Annotated in this window: 19 protein-coding genes; 15 read left to right on the top strand and 4 right to left on the bottom strand. The window is 56.9% G+C overall.

The window, feature by feature from the left end; all coding sequences use genetic code 11:
• Positions 1-101: 101 nt before the first annotated feature.
• On the top strand, positions 102-1,028 hold the full coding sequence (locus HMPREF9166_RS04080) for a DUF1848 domain-containing protein (RefSeq protein WP_039980988.1): 927 nt from the start codon (positions 102-104) through the stop codon (positions 1,026-1,028).
• Between the two features lie 77 nt (positions 1,029-1,105).
• On the opposite strand, the gene HMPREF9166_RS04075 is transcribed toward HMPREF9166_RS04080, so the two are convergent.
• Positions 1,106-1,672, bottom strand: coding sequence for a peptidase (locus HMPREF9166_RS04075; protein WP_009442788.1), 567 nt, complete (start codon positions 1,670-1,672; stop codon positions 1,106-1,108).
• Between the two features lie 166 nt (positions 1,673-1,838).
• On the opposite strand from HMPREF9166_RS04075, the gene HMPREF9166_RS04070 reads away from it, so the two are divergent.
• The 4 genes from HMPREF9166_RS04070 (at position 1,839) to HMPREF9166_RS04055 (ending at position 5,477) form a co-directional block, all read left to right on the top strand.
• Positions 1,839-3,353, top strand: coding sequence for a HAMP domain-containing sensor histidine kinase (locus HMPREF9166_RS04070; protein ID WP_009442787.1), 1,515 nt, complete (start codon positions 1,839-1,841; stop codon positions 3,351-3,353).
• On the top strand, positions 3,325-4,017 hold the full coding sequence (locus HMPREF9166_RS04065; RefSeq protein WP_006689818.1) for a response regulator transcription factor: 693 nt from the start codon (positions 3,325-3,327) through the stop codon (positions 4,015-4,017). Before HMPREF9166_RS04070 ends, HMPREF9166_RS04065 begins: the two co-directional genes overlap by 29 nt.
• 244 nt (positions 4,018-4,261) lie before the next feature.
• Entirely contained in the window at positions 4,262-4,558 is a 297-nt protein-coding gene (locus HMPREF9166_RS04060; protein ID WP_006689817.1) for a zinc-ribbon domain containing protein, read from the top strand.
• A gap of 148 nt (positions 4,559-4,706) precedes the next feature.
• Entirely contained in the window at positions 4,707-5,477 is a 771-nt protein-coding gene (locus HMPREF9166_RS04055) for a basic amino acid ABC transporter substrate-binding protein (RefSeq protein WP_006689816.1), read from the top strand.
• A gap of 68 nt (positions 5,478-5,545) precedes the next feature.
• Here the strand turns inward: HMPREF9166_RS04055 and HMPREF9166_RS04050 are convergent, their stop codons facing one another.
• Positions 5,546-6,430 carry an RluA family pseudouridine synthase gene (locus tag HMPREF9166_RS04050; protein WP_009442786.1) on the bottom strand — a complete coding sequence of 295 codons (885 nt, stop codon included), beginning with the start codon at positions 6,428-6,430 and terminating at the stop codon, positions 5,546-5,548.
• Complete coding sequence (uraA, locus tag HMPREF9166_RS04045) at positions 6,427-7,686, bottom strand: uracil permease (protein ID WP_039980985.1); 1,260 nt, start codon at positions 7,684-7,686, stop codon at positions 6,427-6,429. Before uraA ends, HMPREF9166_RS04050 begins: the two co-directional genes overlap by 4 nt.
• Positions 7,687-7,866: 180 nt before the next feature.
• On the opposite strand from uraA, the gene HMPREF9166_RS04040 reads away from it, so the two are divergent.
• The 8 genes from HMPREF9166_RS04040 (at position 7,867) to HMPREF9166_RS04005 (ending at position 17,504) form a co-directional block, all read left to right on the top strand.
• Complete coding sequence (locus tag HMPREF9166_RS04040) at positions 7,867-8,832, top strand: type I phosphomannose isomerase catalytic subunit (protein WP_009442784.1); 966 nt, start codon at positions 7,867-7,869, stop codon at positions 8,830-8,832.
• 106 nt (positions 8,833-8,938) lie between these two features.
• Positions 8,939-9,841 (top strand): DUF2156 domain-containing protein, encoded by a 903-nt coding sequence (locus HMPREF9166_RS04035; RefSeq protein ID WP_371137020.1) that lies wholly within the window; start codon positions 8,939-8,941, stop codon positions 9,839-9,841.
• A 31-nt stretch (positions 9,842-9,872) separates the two neighbouring features.
• Positions 9,873-11,540 (top strand): 2-isopropylmalate synthase, encoded by a 1,668-nt coding sequence (locus tag HMPREF9166_RS04030; RefSeq protein WP_039981588.1) that lies wholly within the window; start codon positions 9,873-9,875, stop codon positions 11,538-11,540.
• 1 nt (position 11,541) lies between these two features.
• Positions 11,542-13,371: an excinuclease ABC subunit UvrC gene (gene uvrC / locus HMPREF9166_RS04025; RefSeq protein WP_009442781.1), complete on the top strand. Its 1,830-nt coding sequence runs from the start codon at positions 11,542-11,544 to the stop codon at positions 13,369-13,371.
• A gap of 118 nt (positions 13,372-13,489) precedes the next feature.
• Positions 13,490-14,503 carry an extracellular solute-binding protein gene (locus HMPREF9166_RS04020; RefSeq protein ID WP_009442780.1) on the top strand — a complete coding sequence of 338 codons (1,014 nt, stop codon included), beginning with the start codon at positions 13,490-13,492 and terminating at the stop codon, positions 14,501-14,503.
• 268 nt (positions 14,504-14,771) lie between these two features.
• Positions 14,772-16,466 (top strand): histidine kinase, encoded by a 1,695-nt coding sequence (locus HMPREF9166_RS04015; RefSeq protein ID WP_039980984.1) that lies wholly within the window; start codon positions 14,772-14,774, stop codon positions 16,464-16,466.
• Positions 16,459-17,223, top strand: coding sequence for a response regulator (locus HMPREF9166_RS04010; RefSeq protein ID WP_009442778.1), 765 nt, complete (start codon positions 16,459-16,461; stop codon positions 17,221-17,223). Before HMPREF9166_RS04015 ends, HMPREF9166_RS04010 begins: the two co-directional genes overlap by 8 nt.
• A gap of 119 nt (positions 17,224-17,342) precedes the next feature.
• Complete coding sequence (locus HMPREF9166_RS04005; RefSeq protein ID WP_009442777.1) at positions 17,343-17,504, top strand: rubredoxin; 162 nt, start codon at positions 17,343-17,345, stop codon at positions 17,502-17,504.
• A gap of 145 nt (positions 17,505-17,649) precedes the next feature.
• Here HMPREF9166_RS04005 and HMPREF9166_RS12880 read toward each other — a convergent pair whose 3' ends face one another.
• The gene (locus HMPREF9166_RS12880; protein WP_071586073.1) at positions 17,650-17,799 is read right to left on the bottom strand and encodes a secretion protein HlyD; all 150 of its coding nucleotides are present in this window, start codon (positions 17,797-17,799) and stop codon (positions 17,650-17,652) included.
• Positions 17,800-17,844: 45 nt separating this feature from the next.
• On the opposite strand from HMPREF9166_RS12880, the gene putP reads away from it, so the two are divergent.
• Both putP and HMPREF9166_RS03995 read left to right on the top strand, forming a co-directional pair.
• Positions 17,845-19,317: a sodium/proline symporter PutP gene (gene putP / locus HMPREF9166_RS04000; protein ID WP_039980982.1), complete on the top strand. Its 1,473-nt coding sequence runs from the start codon at positions 17,845-17,847 to the stop codon at positions 19,315-19,317.
• 94 nt (positions 19,318-19,411) lie between these two features.
• Positions 19,412-19,763, top strand: a 352-nt coding sequence (locus HMPREF9166_RS03995) for a VOC family protein (protein ID WP_009442775.1), incomplete at its 3' end; no start/stop codon positions are given.

Raw genomic sequence — 19,763 nt, 5'->3', positions numbered from 1 at the left:
AAAGGAGGGACTGTTGTACGAAGTTGCAAACTTCGTACAACAGTCCCATTTTCCTTTTCCTTCGATTCGTGTTATCCTGTGAAAAGGGGAGGAGGTACGCGATGATACTCAACACGGGCATGCGTACGGATATTCCGGCGTTCTATGCGCCGTGGCTGGTGAATCGGCTGCGTGCGGGCGAGGTCTGTGTCCGTAATCCCTACGACACACAGCAGGTGACGCGCTATCGCCTTGATCCGCGCGTGGTTGACCTCATCGGCTTCTGTACGAAGAATCCCGCACCGATGCTCCCCTATATGGATCTCCTCGCACCGTTCGGGCAGTTCTGGTACGTCACCATCACGCCCTATGGCAGGGATGTTGAGCCCCATGTTCCGCCATGGGAGGAAGTTGTGCGTTCATTTCATCAGCTCTCGGCTGCTCTCGGAACGCACTCCGTCGGGTGGCGCTACGATCCGATCATCCTTGACGCACATCATACGCTGGCGTGGCACAGAACAATGTTTGCCGCGATGGCAGAGCAGCTGGCGGGGCAGACGGAAGTGGTCGTCATCAGCTTTCTCACGCGCTATGCCAAGACGCGCCGCAACTTTCCCGAGGGACGTGATGTCACGCACGCAGAGCGCATGGAGCTCGGTGCATTTATCATTGAGACGGCACGGCGGTGCGGTATGACCGTCTATCCGTGCGGCGGAGGTGATGCACTCGCTCTATACGGGGCGAATACGGGCGGCTGCATGACCCCGCACATCTATGAGCGGGCACTTGGGCGGCGCATTCACTTCCCGCACTATCAGCCGCAGCGCAGGGAGTGCCGCTGCTATCTCGGTGCGGACATCGGTGCATACGACAGCTGCCCGCATCTCTGCCGCTACTGTTACGCCAATACGCATCCTGCGCGTGTGCGCCGCAGCCGTCTCGCTCACGATCCCGCATCCCCCTTTCTCATCGGCCATGCGGAGGAGGGTGACCGTATCCATGAGGCGCGGCAGGAAAGCTGGCTCGAACGGCAGGAGAATTTATTTTAGCGGATATGAAAACGGGAGAGCTATGCGAGACGATTGGTCTGTGCATGACTCTCCCGTTTATGCGATTCCTCTATTGTTTAGAAAATATGGTTGTCTGTATCAGCGTCACTCGCGAGGAGTGCGCCGGTCACGGCGTCGATGCGGAGCTTGTAGGTGATGTTGTTTGCCGTGCATCTCACCTTGTAGAATGGGCGGAAGTCTGCCTGTGCGGCAGGATCCGCAGGTACGGCAGGTGCCGCTGCAGCAGGTACGGGCTGTGCCTGTTGTTCCCTCTGCTCCCGATCTCCGTGCTTCCCCTTCTTGTGCCCTTTGCGGTTGTGGTCACGATCGCCGTCGTGATCGTTCAGCTTCAGTTCGAGTGGGCGGAAGATCAGCTCTGTCTCGGATTTTCCGATGGAGTCGGCGGCAATCGACCGCACCTTGTCCTCATCGAGCAGAACAATGTTTCGCTGTGCTGCCTGAGCAGCGATCATTTCCGAGCGAGCCTGCCGCTTCATGAGGGATTGTGCCTCGGCCTGCTGATAGTGGAAGTAGGCTGTGCCGGCGGTGGCGACGCCGACGAGAACGGCGAGAGCTGCTGCCTTCTTCAGATGTGCGGGACTGAATACGCCCTTGACCTGTTCTTTGATTTTCTGTGCTTCCATGATGAAATCCTCCTTTTGTTCGTCACATTTTTGCTGACAGGTATATCCTATCGGAGAAAGTTAAACAAGGTGTAAACACGCGTAAAACTTTTTCAAAAATCGACGGACAGCACGGATTTTTCCCGCTGAACCCATTATAATGGATTCATGAAAGTGAGGTGTCGATATGCACCTGCGTGATTTGTCGCTGAAAACAAAGCTCCTGCTGACCAATGCGCTGATGGTCGTCATACCGATCTGCGTCCTTGTCGCCATCAGTGCAGCGCTTCTTGGCGGACTGCGCCATGCAGGAACGCTGCAGCAGCAGGCACTTGAACTGCTCTGGCCGGAGAAGGGGACAAATCTCTCTGTTCCCCTTGCCCTGAGCTCGCTGCGTGCTGCCGCAGAGCGGAAGCAGTTCAAATGGAATCATGTTGAGCGTGACGTTCATCTGCTGGAGTCGGCAGGCGTCCGCGTCTCTATCGTGCAGGATGGTCTCCTCTATCTGACCGATGGGGCAGATGCCGATGACATTCGGTATGCGGTGATGCGTGAATGCGGGGCGCGCGGCTCCGCACTGACATGGAACGATGCGGGACTTTTTTTTCGCTATGAGGGGGACCGCAGCGGCATTGTTTTCATGGGAGCAGGCGCTGTTCCGATGATGCGGCATCACGATGAGATGCGTATTTCTCCGCCGATGCGGGAGACGGTGATCAACGCGGTGTTTATTTTCTTCATCGTCATCACCTCGGCAGGGATTTTCCTGCTCGGGCGTTATCTTGCCCGCCTCCTTTCGGCGCAGATTCTTGCACCGCTTGCTGCGATACGTGATGCCGCCGGCGCGATGCAGCATGGTGATTTCGACCATGCCCTGCCTCCGATGGGCAGTGATGAGGTGGGGGCGACCTGCCGCGCTTTTGATGCCATGCGCAGCGATCTGCGGCGCGCACGCCTGCGGGAGGAACAGGAGGAGGCACGGCGGCGGGAATTCCTCATCGGTGTACTCCATGACATCGCAACGCCGCTGACCGCCGTCAAGGGATATGCGAGCGGCCTGATCGACGGGATCGCTGCGACGCCGGAGAAGCAGCGGGCCTATGCTGAGCGCATCGCCCGTGCGGCGGCGACGATGGAGGGGCTGACTACACAGCTGCGTTCTTTTTTGCGCACAGAGACAGGTGAGGTGCCGCTTACATGGGAGATCGTTGAGGCGCAGACATGGATCAATGCGTTCATTGATGCACATGCGGCGGACTTTCGCGAGCGGGGCATTGAGCTGTCGATGGAAGAAGACAGGGAGCAGACATACATTCGCATTGACCGCAGTGCATTCGCCCGCGTGCTCGAAAATCTATGGGAAAACAGCGGGAAGTACCGCCGCGGGGAACGAGCGCACGTCTGTATGTCGCTTTCTCATGAGGGAGATTTTCTCGCCATCCGCTGTGACGACGACGGCGTTGGCGTGCGCGAGGAGGAACGGGAGCGGCTGTTTGACCTCTTTTACCGCACGGATGCGGCGCGTACCCATGTCGCTGACGGCAGCGGGCTGGGACTGGCGATCGTGCGCCGGATGATGACGACGTTCGGCGGCAGTGTGCGGGCAGAGGAATCCCCCATGGGAGGGCTGCGCATCGTCCTGCTGCTGCCAATTCGGAAAAAGGAGGACACGCATGAAGAAGATACTGCTGGTCGAGGATGACGCTGCTATTGCCGAGCTGGAGCGTGACTATCTGGAAGCAGATGGCTTCGCCGTCGATATTTCCGCGGACGGCGATGCGGGGAAGCGCCTCGCCATGACGGGGGACTATGATCTGCTTTTGCTGGATGTGATGCTGCCGGGGGCGGATGGATTTGCCATCTGCCGCGATGTTCGGAAAGCATACGATATCCCCATCCTCATGGTCTCGGCGCGTCTTGAGGATGTCGATAAAATACGCGCACTCGGACTGGGGGCGGATGATTATATCATCAAACCGTTCAGTCCGAGTGAGCTGGCGGCACGCGTCAAGGCACATCTTGCGCGTTATGAGCGCCTCAAAGGCAGTGCAGGAGATGCGGCTGTCCTGCGTTTTGGCGCGCTTGAGATTCAGCCGCAGACGCGGCGCGTATTTCTTGGGGGAAACGAGGTGATTCTTGCAGCACGCGAGTTTGATCTTCTGCTCTTTCTCGCGCAGCATCCGCAGGTCGTCTTCAGCAAGGAGACGCTGTATGACCGCGTCTGGGAGCTGGATGCCATGGGCAGTACGGCGACCGTCTCCGTCCATATCAATCGGCTGCGCGAAAAGATGGAACGTGATCCTGCCCATCCGCAGTGGCTGCAGACGGTCTGGGGGGCAGGGTACCGCTTTAATGATGGAATGTAAGAGGGAGATGAAGGCATGACAGTCCTACAATCTGAACGACAATAAAAAATGCTTGCACTTCATGAAAAATGCCTGTATAATACAGAGCGTTGAAATCCGTTCCTCAAGTCCTGATCGTCGTTCAATGAACGAGTGAAGCACTGTTTATATATGCAGTGTTTGCCCGAACCATAATCTCAGTGAACGCTTTCCGAGTGCGGCGAATGGAGAGTCAAAATTATTTTTCAAGGGAGATTGTGGAAGAATGGCTTTTGAAGACAAAACCCTCGTATGCAAAGAGTGCGGCAAGGACTTCGTGTTTACCGCAGGTGAGCAGGAGTTCTACGCAGAGAAAGGCTTTGAGAACGAGCCGGCGCGCTGCCGTGACTGCCGCGACAAGCGCCGCCGCAGCCGTGACGATCAGAATCATGGCGAGCGTCAGATGTTCCATGTGGTCTGCGCCGAGTGCGGCAAGGACACGGAAGTCCCGTTCGAGCCGAAGACGGATCGTCCGGTTTACTGCCGCGACTGCTTCAATGCAAAGCGCGCAGCACGTTTCTAAAACGATTTAGATTTCATGGGGGGATAGCAGCACAGACGGTGCGGCGTCCCCCTTTGTTTTTTGGAATCACGGATAAAACAGCCCATCGGATTGGAAATAATGCGGCTGGATTTATCTGTGTGTCCTTTATCTTTTGAGGAGGTTTCCCATGAAGCTGAAGAAATTGGCACTCGTGCTGACGGGTGCACTCGTGAGCCTTTCCTTGCTCGGATGCGGCGCAGGCGGCGATCAGGCGAAGCAGGCAAGCAAGCTCCGCGTCGGCGCATCGATTGACTTTGCCCCGTTTGAGTTCCAGGATGAGGGACAGAAGGACTATCAGGGCTTTGATATGGATCTCATCCGTGCCGTTGCCAAGGAGATGGGCAGCGAGGCAGAGATCCAGAACATCGGCTTCGATGGTCTGATTCCTGCCCTGCAGGCGAAGAACATCGACGTGATCATCAGCGGTATGACGATCAACGACGAGCGCAAGGAGAAGGTCGCGTTCTCTGATCCCTACTATCAGTCCGGCCTGACGATGGTTGTGCGCAGCGATGAGGAGAACATCAAGTCGTTCAGCGATCTGAAGGGGCATAAGGTCGCCGCTCAGATCGGCACGACGGGTGCCAAGATGGCAAAGGAGATGGAGGGCGTCACCGTCAGCGAACTGAATACGCCGGCGGACTGCTTCATGGAGCTGAAAGCAGGCGGCGTAGATGCCGTGATCAACGACCGACCGGTCAATGACTACTACATCAATCAGTCACAGGCAACCGGTGTGAAGACACTCGCAGACCGCCTCTCTGCTGAGGACTATGGCATCGCTATGGCGAAGGACAACACCGAGCTTCAGCAGAAGATCAATGCAGCACTTAAGAAGCTGCATGATAACGGCGAGTACGATAAGATCTATCAGAAGTGGTTCGGCGCGAATAAGTAAGGAACTGCATTGGGCATAAAGTGGGCTGCTGCACGAGGTAACCATCCCTCGGTGCAGCAGCCCATTCTTTATGCTGTATTATTGTCAATCTTCGCTGTAATCCGCGCCATATCTGCAGGGAGTAGGGCAGAGAGCGCAAGCATTTTCTTCGTGCGCGGATGTACGAGGGTGAGATGGGCGGAGTGGAGTGCATGACGTGCGATCTCCGCGCGTGTGCCGCCATAGAGATCGTCACCGAGAAGCGGATGGCCCAGATGAGCGAGGTGGACGCGAATCTGATGCGTGCGTCCTGTGTCGAGCTGCAGGCGCAGGAGGCTGTATCTGCCGTCCGTCTGCACCGTCACGTAATGGGTGCATGCGGACTTTCCTTCTGTACTGACACAGCGTAGGATGATGCTCGGCAGAGCACGCGCAATCGGTACATCGATACATCCTTCGGGTGGAGTGAGTGAACCCGCGATCAAGGCAAGATATTCTCGTTTCAGTGTATTTTGCTGTGCAATTTGGTACTGCACTTCGGGATGCTTTGCGATGAGGAGCAGGCCGCTCGTGTTGCGGTCGAGACGGTGGCAGGGATGAAAGTCGAGATGCACGCCGCATGCGGCATAGTATCCGCGCACGGCGTTCGCGATGGTGCCGTGCGTTTCCTTTGTTGTCGGATGGACGAGCTGTCCTGCAGGCTTATCGAGGACGAGCAGATCATCGTCTTCGTAGATGATCGAGAGCGGCAGTGACTCAGGGATGACGCTGCTGACAATAGGGAGATCGTATGCGATCCAGTCGCCGTCCTTTAGCATTGTGCGTGCGGCAACGGCAGGGATGCCGTTCAGCGTGAATGCACCATGGTGTTTGATGCGCCTCCACAGACTGCCTGAGATGCCGTGCACGTGCATGAGGTATGACTTTGCGGAGCATGTTTCGCCGGAGGGCAGGGCAACACGTATCTCCGTCATTTCTGCGCGGCGGCATCCTTGCGCCGCAGGGCGAGGATGATGCGGAAGGAGATGGATAGAATGATGGCAATAATGGTGGCAAGCGACATACCGCGCAGGGTCACCGTGCCGATGGTGATGCTGGCGGTCGATACGCCGACCCCCATGACAATGGAGGTCAGGAGAAGGTTCATCGGATTGTTGTAGTCCACCTTTGCCTCGACAAGGATGCGGATGCCTGAGGCAGCGATTACGCCGAAGAGCAGCATGGAAACACCGCCCATGACCGGTGTCGGGATGCTCTGGATGAGTGCGGCGAGTTTGCCGAGGCAGGAGAGCAGAATGGCGAAGATCGCTGCACCGCCGATGACCCACGTCGAGTAGACCTTTGTGATGGCAAGGACGCCGATGTTCTCTCCGTAGGTGGTATTCGGCGTGGAGCCGAAGAAGCCGGAGAAGATGGTCGAGATGCCGTTGCCGAGCAGGGAGCGGTCAAGCCCCGGGTCCTTGGCGAGGTTGCGTCCGACGATGTTGCCCGTCACGATGAGGTGCCCGATGTGCTCGACGATGACGACGATGGCAGCAGGTAGGATGATGAGGACGGCATTCAGCTCGAAGGTCGGCGTGTAGATGGTCGGGAGGGCAAGCCACGGCGCGGCGGCGACGTTCGAGAGATCGACGATGCCGACGGCACAGGCAATGAGATAGCCTGCGATGACGCCGATGAGGATGGGGATGATGGAGAGGAAGCCACGAAATGCCATGGAGGCAAAGATCGTGATGGCGAGCGTTGCGATGGAGACAAAAACGACGGTCGGGTCGACCTTCTCCGCTGTCAGACCTGCCATCCCCGCCGCCGTCGGCATCAGCTCCAGTCCAATGACGGCGACGATTGCGCCCATTGATGCGGGTGGAAAGATCACGTCGATCCAGCTCGTTCCAATGGTATGAACAATGAGGCTGACCAGACAGAAGACGATGCCGACGATGATGAAGCCGCCGAGTGCCGCCTCATAGCTGTACTCGGACAGGACGATGAAGACGGGAGAGAGGAAGGCAAAGCTCGAGCCGAGATAGGCAGGGATTTTCCCCTTGCACAATATGAGGTAGAAGAGTGTGCCGATGCCGTTGAAGAGCAGCACGGTCGCAGGATTGACATGAAAGAGAATCGGAACAAGCACCGTTGAGCCGAACATGGCGAAGAGGTGCTGCAGGGAAAGCGGGATGGTTCGCCGAAGCGGCGGACGTTCATTGGTGTCGATCTTGGTTTGAGACATGGAAATCACTCCTTTAGCTTTCCTATGATACCATAGAGGCGAATGGGGGACAATCGGGACTTTTGAAGGAGTAGGGAGTCACGGGGAAAATCAGGGAATCGATGGACAGCGAAATCTTTTCTTTGCTTCCTTAAAGATTTCAGAGGGATTCGGTAAGATATTATAAAGGAGGAATTGCCGATGAATGAGCCGATGAAGCTGACCGCGCCGCTGAAGGACTATCTCTGGGGCGGCACGCGCCTGCGGGACGAGTACGGCAAGCACACGGAACTGCCAAAGGTGGCCGAGAGCTGGGAGCTCGCCTGTCACCGTGACGGAAAGAGCGTTATTGCCAGCGGCACGGCGGCAGGGGAGACGCTCGAGGCGTGGCTGACACGCGCGGGGGCAGAGGCACTCGGCACACGAGCCGCGCAGTTTCCGTATTTCCCTCTCCTCATCAAGCTGATCGATGCACACGACAATCTCTCTGTGCAGGTGCATCCGAGCGATGACTATGCCCTGCGCGTGGAGGGGGAGTACGGCAAGACGGAGCTCTGGTACGTCGTCGATGCCGCCCCGGGCGCAGAGATTCTCTACGGTTTTGTGCATGCGATCGCAAAAGATGAATTTCGCAGGCGTATTGCGGACAACACACTCCTTGAGGTCGTGCGTCATGTACCGGTACAGAAGGGGGATGCGTTCTTCATTCCTGCGGGGACACTCCATGCCATCGGCAAGGGGCTGCTCATCTGTGAGATTCAGCAGAGCTCCAACGCGACGTATCGTGTCTACGACTATGGGCGCATCGGCACCGATGGAAAGCCGCGCGACCTGCATGTCGAAAAGGCTCTCGATGTGACGTCGCTCGTGCCCGTTTCGCTGCGTGCAGAGCAGCTTCCTACGGCGGATGAATTTCGTGGCGCGGAGGTGCGCCTGCTCGCCGCATGCCCGTATTTTACCGTCTATCATCTGCGTATTGACGGCATGTGCGAGAGCACGGCGGGGGCAGACTCCTTTCACTGTCTGACGATTCTCGCAGGGACGTTGACGCTGACGTGGGCGGGCGGGGAGCTCTCCGCCGTCAAGGGGGAGAGTGTCTTTATCCCTGCGCATCTTGGACAATATATGCTGCACGGGATGGGGGAGCTGATCCTCAGCAGGGTGTGACTGCCGCAGACGGCTTTCATGGGACTTGACGCCTTTGTTATAATGAAAACACGATACTTTGGGAATCGCTGAGTTTATCAGTGCTTTCTTCATGGGGAGGTTTAGGATGATCGATTTTCGACCATTGAAAAAAGAAGACAAGCCATTGCTGGATCGATATTTTCATGCAAACTATTACGAGAACTCGCATTTTAATTTTACGAATCTCTATATGTGGCGCGCGCCGTTCTTCGTGCATATTGCCGAAGAGGATGATGTGCTCTATGTGGCGAGCGAGTGGAAGGGGATCCTTTCGCTGCTGCAGCCCTTCTGCGATCCATTGCGCTATCCCGAAGCGACGAAGAAGCTGATCGCCTACTTTGAGGAAGTGGAGCAGCCGCTGCACCTTTACGATATGGAGCGCGGTTATGCAGACTATCTGCGTAGCTGCGATTTTGCAGACTTTGACGTGGTCGCCGACCGCGACAACTACGACTATGTGTATCTCTCGGAGAAGCTCATCAGCCTTGCGGGGCGCAAGCTGCACTCGAAGAAGAACCATCTGAATGCGTTCCGCAAGGAGCACCCCGAGGCAGAGTATCTGCCCATCACAGAGGATGTCGTCACGCAGTGCAAGATGGAGCTCAATAGCTGGTACAAGCAGCACATCCGCGGGGACGGGACGATCGACCCGTTCATTGAGTACGAGCGCACGGCAATCCTCGAGGTGCTGAACGATTTTGACTACTTTGGTCTGCAGGGCGGTGCCGTCCGCTTGGGAGGGCGTATCGTCGCCTTTACCTTCGGCGAGCAGCTCAACACGGATACGGCCGTCATCCATGTGGAGAAGGCGGATCCCGAGGTGCGCGGCGCATATCCCGCGATCAATCAGGGATTCGTGGAGCACGCATGGAGCCATCTCACCTATATCAACCGCGAGGAGGATATGGGCATCGAGGGGCTGCGCAAGGCGAAGGAGTCCTATAAACCCGAGAAGCTGATCGAGAAATTCAACGCGCGGCTGCGCTGAGAAAATACATGGATGCGGGGGAATCATCATGATGAATTATCAGAAATATACGAAGGGCTACTTTATGCCGCCGGAGATCCGCATGGACTGGCTGAAAAAGGATGCACCCGATCATGCACCGATCTGGTGCTCGGTCGATCTGCGCGACGGCAATCAGGCACTCATCGTTCCGATGAGCCTCGATGAGAAGCTCGCTTTTTTTGATCTCCTCGTGCGCGTCGGGTTCAAGGAGATCGAGGTCGGCTTCCCTGCGGCCTCGGATACGGAGTATGAGTTCCTGCGCCGTTTGGTGGAGGACAACCTCATCCCCGATGATGTGACGGTACAGGTTCTGACGCAGGCGCGTGAACACATCATCCGCAAGACGTTCGATGCACTGCGTGGGGTGAAGAACGCCATCGTGCACGTCTACAATCCCACCTCGGCGGCTCAGCGCGAGCAGGTTTTTGCGCGCTCCAAGGAGGAGGTCCTGAAGATCGCCGTGGACGGTGCAAAGCTCCTCAAGGGACTGACGGAGGAGGCGGGCGCGAAGTACCGCTTTGAGTACTCGCCCGAGAGCTTTACGGGCACAGAGCCGGAGTATGCCCTCGAGGTCTGCAACGCCGTGCTCGACGTGTGGCAGCCGACGCCTGACCGCAAGGCAATCATCAATCTGCCCTCGACGGTGCAGATGTCGATGCCGCATGTCTACGGGATGCAGATTGCCTATATGAACGATCATCTGAAGTACCGCGATGCGGTTGTGCTCTCACTCCATCCGCACAACGACCGCGGCTGCGGCGTCTCGGATACGGAGATGGGCCTCTTGGCGGGGGCGGATCGCGTCGAGGGGACGCTCTTCGGCAACGGGGAGCGCACGGGCAACGTGGACATCATCACGGTGGCGATGAATATGTTCGCCCTCGGCGTGGATCCGCAGCTCGATTTCTCCAATCTGCCGCATCTCGTCGAGGTCTATGAGAAGGTGACGCGGATGCAGGTCAACCCGCGCCAGCCATATTCGGGCGCACTTGTCTTTGCAGCGTTCTCCGGCTCACATCAGGATGCCATCGCGAAGGGGATGCACTACTGGGCAGAGAAGCATCCGGAGCACTGGTGCCTGCCGTATCTCTACATCGATCCGAAGGACATCGGGCGTACCTACGACAGCGATGTGATCCGCATCAACAGCCAGTCGGGGCGCGGCGGCGTCGGCTTCGTCATGGAGCAGCAGTACGGCATCGATATGCCGAAGAAGATGCGTGAGGATCTCAGCTACCGCGTCAAGGCAGTCTCCGATGTTGGACACAGGGAACTGCAGCCGGATGAGATCTACAAGGTGTTCATGGACACTTATGTCAATGTTGCATTTCCCTACGAGCTGTCAGATTTCTGCCTGAACAAGCAGCCGGACGGCACGCGGCGCGGCGACGTGCATCTGCGGGTGGACGGCGAGGATCGTACCTATGAGGCACACGGCAACGGCCGTCTTGATGCCGTATCAAATGCGATGCAGGAGAATCTGCACCTTTCCTATACGAACCTGACGTACAGTGAGCATGCCTTGGAGCTGGGGCAGAGTTCTCGTGCAATCTCCTATATCAGCATTACGGGCGGGGATGGCAGCGTATACTGGGGAGCGGGGTTGGATACGGATATTATCACCTCGTCAATTTTGGCCCTCTTCTCCGCGATCAACTGCATGAAGGCAGGGCACTGATGTGACCGATATTGTTGCAGAGAAACTGAAGCTGCTGCCGGACAGTCCGGGGGTCTACATTATGAAGGACGATCACGGAAAAATCATCTATGTGGGCAAGGCAATTGTCCTCAAAAACCGTGTTCGGCAGTATTTTCAGAGCAGCCGAAACCACACACCAAAGGTGCGCGCAATGGTCTCGCATATCGCTGACTTTGAGACGATCATGACGGCGAACGAAGTGGAGTCGCTGATCCTTGAGGCGAACCTGATCAAGAAACATCGGCCGCGTTATAATATACGGCTGAAGGACGATAAGAGTTACCCCTATGTCAAGGTGACGGTGCAGGAGGAATTTCCGCGCGTCTTTATCACGCGGCGTGTGCTGCGTGACGGCGCGCGCTACTTCGGCCCCTATACGAATGTGACGGCGCTGCGGGACAGCTTAAAGCTCCTGCGGCGTCTTTTTCCTCTGCGCACCTGCCGCACGATGCCAGAGCGTCCCTGTCTCGAGTATCATATCAAACGCTGCCTTGCCCCGTGCGTTGGCAAGGTGGAGGCGGAGGACTACCGTGCCATGATCCGCGCCGTGCTCCTCTTCCTTGAGGGCAGAACGGATGACGTCGAGCGCGAACTGGAGCAGCGCATGAATGCGGCGGCAGAGGCGTATCACTTTGAGACGGCGGCACGGCTTCGCGATCAGCTGAGTGCTGTGCGCACGGCGGCGGAGCGGCAGAACATCGTGACGGGGGCGGGCGATCAGGATGCCGTCGGCATGGCGCGCTCGGCGGCGGGCGTCTGCGTGCAGATCTTCTTCATCCGCGGCGGCAAGATGATCGGGCGCGAGCACTTTCTCCTGCGCGGCAGCGAGGAGGAGAGTGACGCGGATATCCTGCGCGCCTTCTTGGAGCAGTACTACAATCAGGCGACCTTTGTCCCGCGTGAGGTGCTGCTGCCGTGTGCGATTGACGCAGCGGCGCAGGCGACCATCGAGGCGTGGCTTGCCGCACGCAAGGGGGGCGGCAAGGTCGCACTCCTCACGCCGCAGCGCGGCACGAAGCACGATATTGTGCAGATGGCGACGGGCAACGCCGCGAAGTTCCTCGCAGACGAGGAGACGCGGCGCAGTCTCTTGGATGAGCAGACGCTTGGCGCCGTGGAGGAACTCGGGCGATACCTCGGGCTGAAGCATCCGCCGCGTCGCATGGAGTGCTTTGATATCTCGCACAATCAGGGGCAGGAGACCGTTGCCTCGATGGTCGTCTTTGAGGACGGCGCACCGAAGAAATCGGACTATCGCCTCTTTAAGATCCGCAGCACGGAGGGCAAGCCCGACGATTTCCTCTCTATGCGCGAGGTGACGACGCGCCGCTATGTAGGTTTGCCCGAGGAAGAGCTGCCCGATCTCATCATCATCGACGGCGGCAAGGGACAGCTCTCCTCCGCCCTTGAGATCATCCGCCACGCGGCAGGGCATAAGGATGTCCCCGTCGTCGGCCTCGCGAAACAGTTTGAGCTCGTCTTTACGGAGGGAAATTCAGAGCCGGTTGAACTGCCGCGCCGCAGTCAGGCCCTCTATCTCATCCAGCGCATTCGCGACGAGGCACACCGTTTTGCCATCACGTTTCATCGAAAACTGCGCGGCAAGCGCAACCTCGTCTCCGTACTCGACCATATCGTCGGCATCGGTCCCAAACGACGGCAGAGCCTGCGCACCCACTTCGGATCGCTGGAAAAAATCAAGGAGGCGTCTGTGGAGGAACTCGCTGCTGCTCCCGGCATGAATCGCACTTCTGCCGAGGCAGTGCGTCATTTCTTCGATGCACAGCAGGAACTACGTGGGAAACAATAACAGAATAGGATTATCACACCAAAATGATGAACTGTACGATTGAATTGCAGTTCTGATTATTGTAGAATTATCAAAAGGATTTGAAATTGATGACATCTCATTTAGGAGGTGTCGCACGATGCTCATCTTTCAACGTATGCAGATATTGTGTGCGGCACTTCTCCTCGGCGTTAGCTCTGTTCTCGTCGGATGTGGGTCTGCTCGTCAGGCTCCTACGGACGATGAGAATCTGGTCGTGGTCTATAACTGCGGTGCAGAGGATTGGACAGACCCCATTGCCAAGGAGTTTCAGGAGGAGACCGGAATCCGCGTCCAGTTGGTGGACGGTACATCCGATGCCCTCATGACACGCATTCGTACGGAACAGGAGAATCCGCACGGCGATGTCCTGTGGGGCGGTGTGGAAGATGTCTACCTATCCCTCACGTCCTATCTGGCATCCTACGACTGCCCGGAGGAAGGTGCCCTGCGCAGTGACTATGTTGGCGGTGACAAGGCATATTACCTTATCACAGAGGATCCCTATGTGCTGGCTTACAACACGGATCTCATTGATGCCGAGGATGCGCCGACCGGATGGAGCGATCTTTTCAAATCACGTTTTCGCGGGCGCATTGCGCTTGCTGACCCGACCAAATCCTTGGTCTCATACGATGTCCTCATGACGATGATGGATGTACTCGGCGGTGATAACGCCCTGATCTCTCGCATGGAAGATCAGCTGGATGGGCACATGGTCTCTGCCTCGGCAGAGCAGGTCAAGGCCGTTGTGAGTGGTGCGTATGCGGTCACGGCGACAGCGGAGCAGCCAGTTCTGCGGTCTCGGTCGGCGGGGGCACACATCGAGATCGTCTATCCACGGGAAGGGACACGCGTGTCCGCCACCGGGGTTGCGATCATCAAAAATGCTCCGCACATAGAGAATGCAAAAAAATTCCTTGATTTTGTTATGAGCCGTCGTGTTCATGAACGTCTCGGCGTATATGAACGACGCTCCACGCGTGCCGATGTCACGGCACCGCCGAATCTCCCAACGCTCGCGGAGATTCATTCCACACGGTTTGATGCCCGGCATGCCGCCGCGTTCAGAGATGAGTTTTTGAGCGAATGGCGTGCTGCGGTTATCAAATAAATCCCCATTTCCCCCCATCCCCCCATTCCCATATTTTCCCCTTCCAAGACCGTCACTTCGTGTGGCGGTTTTCCTTTTTCTGTTTTCACAACATAGAATGAAAATCCCTACAAAATGATAATTTCACTTGACAGAAAAACGATTTATCCTTATTCTTTCTATATAGTCTGAAGATTGAGGAACATAATGTATTTTTATACATTCTTATGGTTGTTCTGACGCGGCGAGATCTTGTTTTTGATGTATGGGAAAGGCGGAGGATACAGAAATGGAGTGGTATACGATCAGTTATCAGAAGCGACTGTTCGCATACCTTCTCTTAGGCGGCGTCCTTCCTCTCCTGATCGTCTCGACGATTATCCTCTACGCTGCGGATCGTGCCTATGAGAGTACACAGGAGAAGGCCGGGTACGCTGAGGTGCAGCGCATCTCCCGTGAGATCGACAATCTCGCACTTGCTTATCAGCGGCTGATGATGCCGTTTTTCATGCGGGATGATGTCATGGCGTATATGCACGGGGAGCCGACGGATACGACGCATCTCTATGCCGATCTCTATGGTGTCCTCTCCGGGCGTACGGGGGAGGCGGCCGTCTATCTGCTTCCGGCGGATGGGCGGCGTGCGATTGCCACGGACGATGTGCCGCGTGACCATCGTCTCCCGACGAATCTCCACTGGGGCGTGATCGGTCAGGCGGTACAGCAAGATGGCTGGGCGTTGATTGCGGCTGACCGCACGGCTCCTGACCAGCAGAATACTGTTTTTTCGATGGCGCATGCCATTCGTCAAAATGGCAAGCTGCTCGGTGCCGTGGTTGTCGATATTCGCCGCGAGGCTCTCGTTCCGCTCATTCAGCGGGTGCAGGACGGCAACGAGGGGCAGATCATCCTGACGGATCGCTACCGCTACGTGATGATGGATTTGCTCGATCATCACGGCGAAGGGTTCTCCGCCCTCTTTGCTTCGGCGGCGGAGGATGAAACGTCAGCGTCCGTTTTTCGTGACTTCGTGAACAGCTCTGCCGTGACGGGGATTGCCGTGCATCTCCGGCAGCGGACGGACGGGACACCGGTGGAGGAGCTGATACGTCTCATCCTTGCCGTAGACGCTGCCGCGCTTGCGGTGACGGCATACCTCGCGTGGCGGCTCAGCTGCCGTCTCTGGCATCCGCTCCACATTCTGACACAGGCAATGCGCCGTGCACGGAGCTCGGATGATTTTTCGACGCAGCTGGAGGCGCATCGCCGCGACGAGATCGGAGAGCTCGCACGGACGTTCAATGGCCTGATTGCGCACATACGGACGCTCCTAGCGGAGAACCGTGCGCGGGAGCGGCGCCTGCGCATCGCGGAGGTCAAGTCATTGACCGAAATGACGCGCCCGCATTTCATCTACAATACGCTGAATCTCATCAAGTGGAGTGCAAAGCTCGGCGACGCGGAGGGCGCGGCAGATATCGCCGTCCAGCTCGGCAAGATCCTGCGTGCTTCGGTGAGCATGAAGGAATTCGTGACGGTGGCAGAGGAACTATCCTTCCTGCGCACCTATCTGAAAATCCAACAACGGCGCTTCGAGGGACGTCTGAAGGTGACGCTGGATGTAGACAGCCGCATCATGGGATGCTATGTGCCGAAGCTCATCCTCCAGCCGCTGGTCGAGAACGCGATTCAACATGGACTTGAGAGTGTGGAGAGCGGCGGGCGCATCCTCATCGTCGGCAGGCGCGACGGCGATCATATTCTTCTCCGCGTGAAGGACGACGGGCAGGGGATGTCCGAAGCGCGCCAGCAGGAAGTGCTCGCGCGGCAGGATGATAATCACTTTGGCCTCTATAACGTCCACATGCGCGCTATGCTGAACGGTGATGCGAACTGCGGGATTGACCTCTCCAGTGCGGAGGGGAAGGGCACAGAGGTGCGGTTGATGTTGAAGTACATGGAGGAGGCTCCGCGCGATGATTAAAGTGCTTGTGATTGATGATGAGCCGCTGCAGCGGCAGGGCATCGTGCAGCTGACCCCGTGGCAGGATTTTGGTGCAGAGGTAATCGGTGCGGCCTCTGGCGGGATGGAGGGCATCCTCATGGCGCGGGAACACCATCCCGATGTGCTGATCGTGGACATCAAGATGCCGGGGATGACGGGGCTCGATGTCATCGCCAGTCTGCGCGAGGAGATCGATGCCGAGTACATTATCCTGTCGGGATTCGGGGAGTTTGAGTATGCACAGCAGGCGATTGCCCTCGGTGTATGTGCCTACCTCCTCAAGCCGCTGGATGATGAGGAGCTTGCGGCCGCGATCAAACTCGCCGCTGGGCATATCATGAGCCGTCGTCATGGCGTACACTGTGATGATGATGATCCAGTGTACGGGAATTTAGCGCTTCCCGCGGAAGAGCCCGTGCGCGGCTATCTCCTGCATGCTGTACGGCACATAGAGGCACACATGGCAGAACCGATCACCGTCCGCGAGGTTGCAGGAGAGCTGGGGCTGAGCGTCAGCTATCTCCACAAACTTTTTGCGCGGTGCGGAACCTCCTTCAGCTCCTACCTGACGGAATGCCGCCTGCGTCATGCAGGACACATGCTGCGCGAGAGCGATGCCAAGATCTATGCGGTCGCCGCCGCCTGCGGCTATCAGGATACGCGCTATTTCAGCAAGGTCTTTCAGAAGCACATGGGCATGAAGCCCACGGAATATCGCTACGGAAAAAATGAATAAAATTTTGCTCAGGGGTATGGACAAAAAGAGAAAAATGCTATATTATAATAATAGTTATTGGTTAATAAAAAACCAGTATCATCTACTGAAACTGTGTATGATTATAGGAGGAATTTGTTATGAAGACATGGGTTTGCTCGGTTTGCGGCTGGGTGTATGACGAGGCAAAGGGAGATCCGGACTACGATCTCGCTCCGGGCGTGGCATTTGACGATCTGCCCGACGATTTTGTCTGCCCGCTCTGCGGCGTGGATAAGAGTATGTTTGAGCTGCAGGAGTAACGTAAAGGAAGCACTGACGACATAGCCCCGCGTAAGCGGGGTTTTTATCTTTGTGGAAAAATCTGCGCCAATTCGGCAGGCCACATTTTATCGGCGATTCCTTGCAAATATTTTTGCTTTTCCGCCGAGAATCCCGTATAATGTACTAGGGAAGTACTGATAAACTCAGCACCGCCGTCTTAGTACATCTTTTTCGCCCTGTCTGTGTCGACAAATCCTCCACATAGCTTTGGCTATGCGTCCGGTTTGTCTCCTTGACAGGACAAAAAATCTGCACCAATCCGACGGACTTCATTTTATCAGTACTTCCCTAGATATTATAGCGTTAGGAGATTTTTTGTTGGCAGAGCGGATTGAGATCAGTGTTATTTTTCTTGTTTATATGCTCCTAATGATGGGCATTGGCGTCTACTACTATCGACGGACGCGCAATATGAGCGATTACTTCCTCGGGAATCGAAAGCTCGGCGCATGGGTGACCTCGATGAGTGCCGAGGCGTCGGATATGTCGGGGTGGATGCTGATGGGGCTGCCCGGCTTTGCCTATACGGCGGGGCTCAATGCCGGCTGGATTGCACTCGGTCTGGCGCTCGGCACATGGGCGAACTGGCAGTTCATCGCGGCGCGCCTGCGCGTCTATACAGAGCTGGCACACAACTCACTGACGCTGCCGGATTTCTTTGAAAATCGTTTTTTTGCCACGTCGGGCGCACTGCGGATCGTACCTGCAATCTTCATTCTCATCTTTTTTATCCTCTATACGTCATCGGGATTCGTGGCGGCGGGGCGCCTCTTTGAGACAATTTTCCAGCTGCCGTATCTGACGGCGTTGCTCTTTGGTGCCGTGGTCGTGGTGTTCTACACGCTCGTCGGTGGTTTTCTCGCCGTGTCTCGAACGGATTTTATCCAAGGCGTGATGATGTTCTTTGCCATTCTCGTGGTTCCTGTGGGGGCGGCATTGATGCTGGGCGGCTTTTCGGCGACGGCGGATCTGATCCATGCACAGCATGCAGAATTTTTCGCGCCGCTGACCAAGCCCGACGGCAGTACACTCGGGTTCATCGAGTTCATTTCCCTCATGGGCTGGGGGCTCGGTTATTTCGGACAGCCGCATATTCTCGTGCGCTTTATGGCGATCCGCCATGCAGAGGAGCTGCCCCAGGCGACGCGCATCGCCATGTCGTGGGTGGTGATCTCCCTCTCGGCGGCGATTCTCGTCGGCATGGTGGGGGCGGTGTATCTTAAGACACCGCTGGCGGGAACAGCAACGGAGACGGTGTTCCTCACGATGGCGGGTGAGCTTTTCCCGCCGGTCGTAGCGGGGCTGATCCTCGCGGCGGTGCTGGCAGCGATCATGAGCACGGCGTCGGCGCAGCTCCTCGTAGCCGCCTCGGCGTTTGCGCAGGATATCTATCGGCGCAGCTTCCGCCCCAAAGCGCAGCAGGGCGAGCTGGTCTGGGTGAGCCGTCTGTCCGTTCTCGTGATTGCAGCGGCGGCGATCTATCTCGGGCTCAGCCCCGACAACTTTATCCTCGATATGGTGGCGTATGCGTGGGCAGGCTTTGGTGCCGCCTTCGGCCCCGCACTCCTCATGTGCCTCTTTTGGCGGCGGACGACGGAGCGCGGCGTGCTCGCAGGGATTGTGACGGGCGGCGTAACGGTGCTCGTCTGGAAGCAGTTTGCGTTCTTTGGACTCTATGAGATCGTGCCGGGATTTCTGCTGGCACTCGCTGCCATCTATGTGGTGAGCCGGCTCGATGCAGAGCCGCCTGCGGCCGTGACGGAGCTCTTTGACCGCGCATCACGACAGTAGGGAGCTGTCGGTGATGCGCTTATGAGGAGGACGGCATTTTCCGATATACACAAAGTACGAAATTTATCAGCGATTCCTTAATGGGGAGGACATTATGGCATTTAATTTTACGCATGTGAATTTCAATGTGCTCGATCTGGCACGCAGCATGGCGTTCTATGAGAAGGCATTTGGCTTCCGTGAGAAGCGGCGCCTAGAGGCGGAGGGCTTTACCCTCGTCTATCTGACGGACGGCACGACGGACTTTGAGCTGGAGCTGACCTATCTGGACGCGCGAACTGAACCGTACAATCTCGGGGAAAAGGAGTTCCATCTCGCGCTCCATACGGACGACTATGCAGCAGCGCATGCGCTGCATACGGAGATGGGGGTCATCTGCTATGAGAATGTCGAAATGGGCATTTACTTCGTAGAGGATCCCGACGGCTATTGGATCGAAGTTCTCC

The organism is Selenomonas sp. oral taxon 149 str. 67H29BP (assembly GCF_000146365.1).
GTDB classification, from domain to species: domain Bacteria; phylum Bacillota; class Negativicutes; order Selenomonadales; family Selenomonadaceae; genus Centipeda; species Centipeda felix.
Note: the sequence above shows the minus strand (reverse complement) of the source record. Positions and strands in the feature narration are given on the sequence as shown.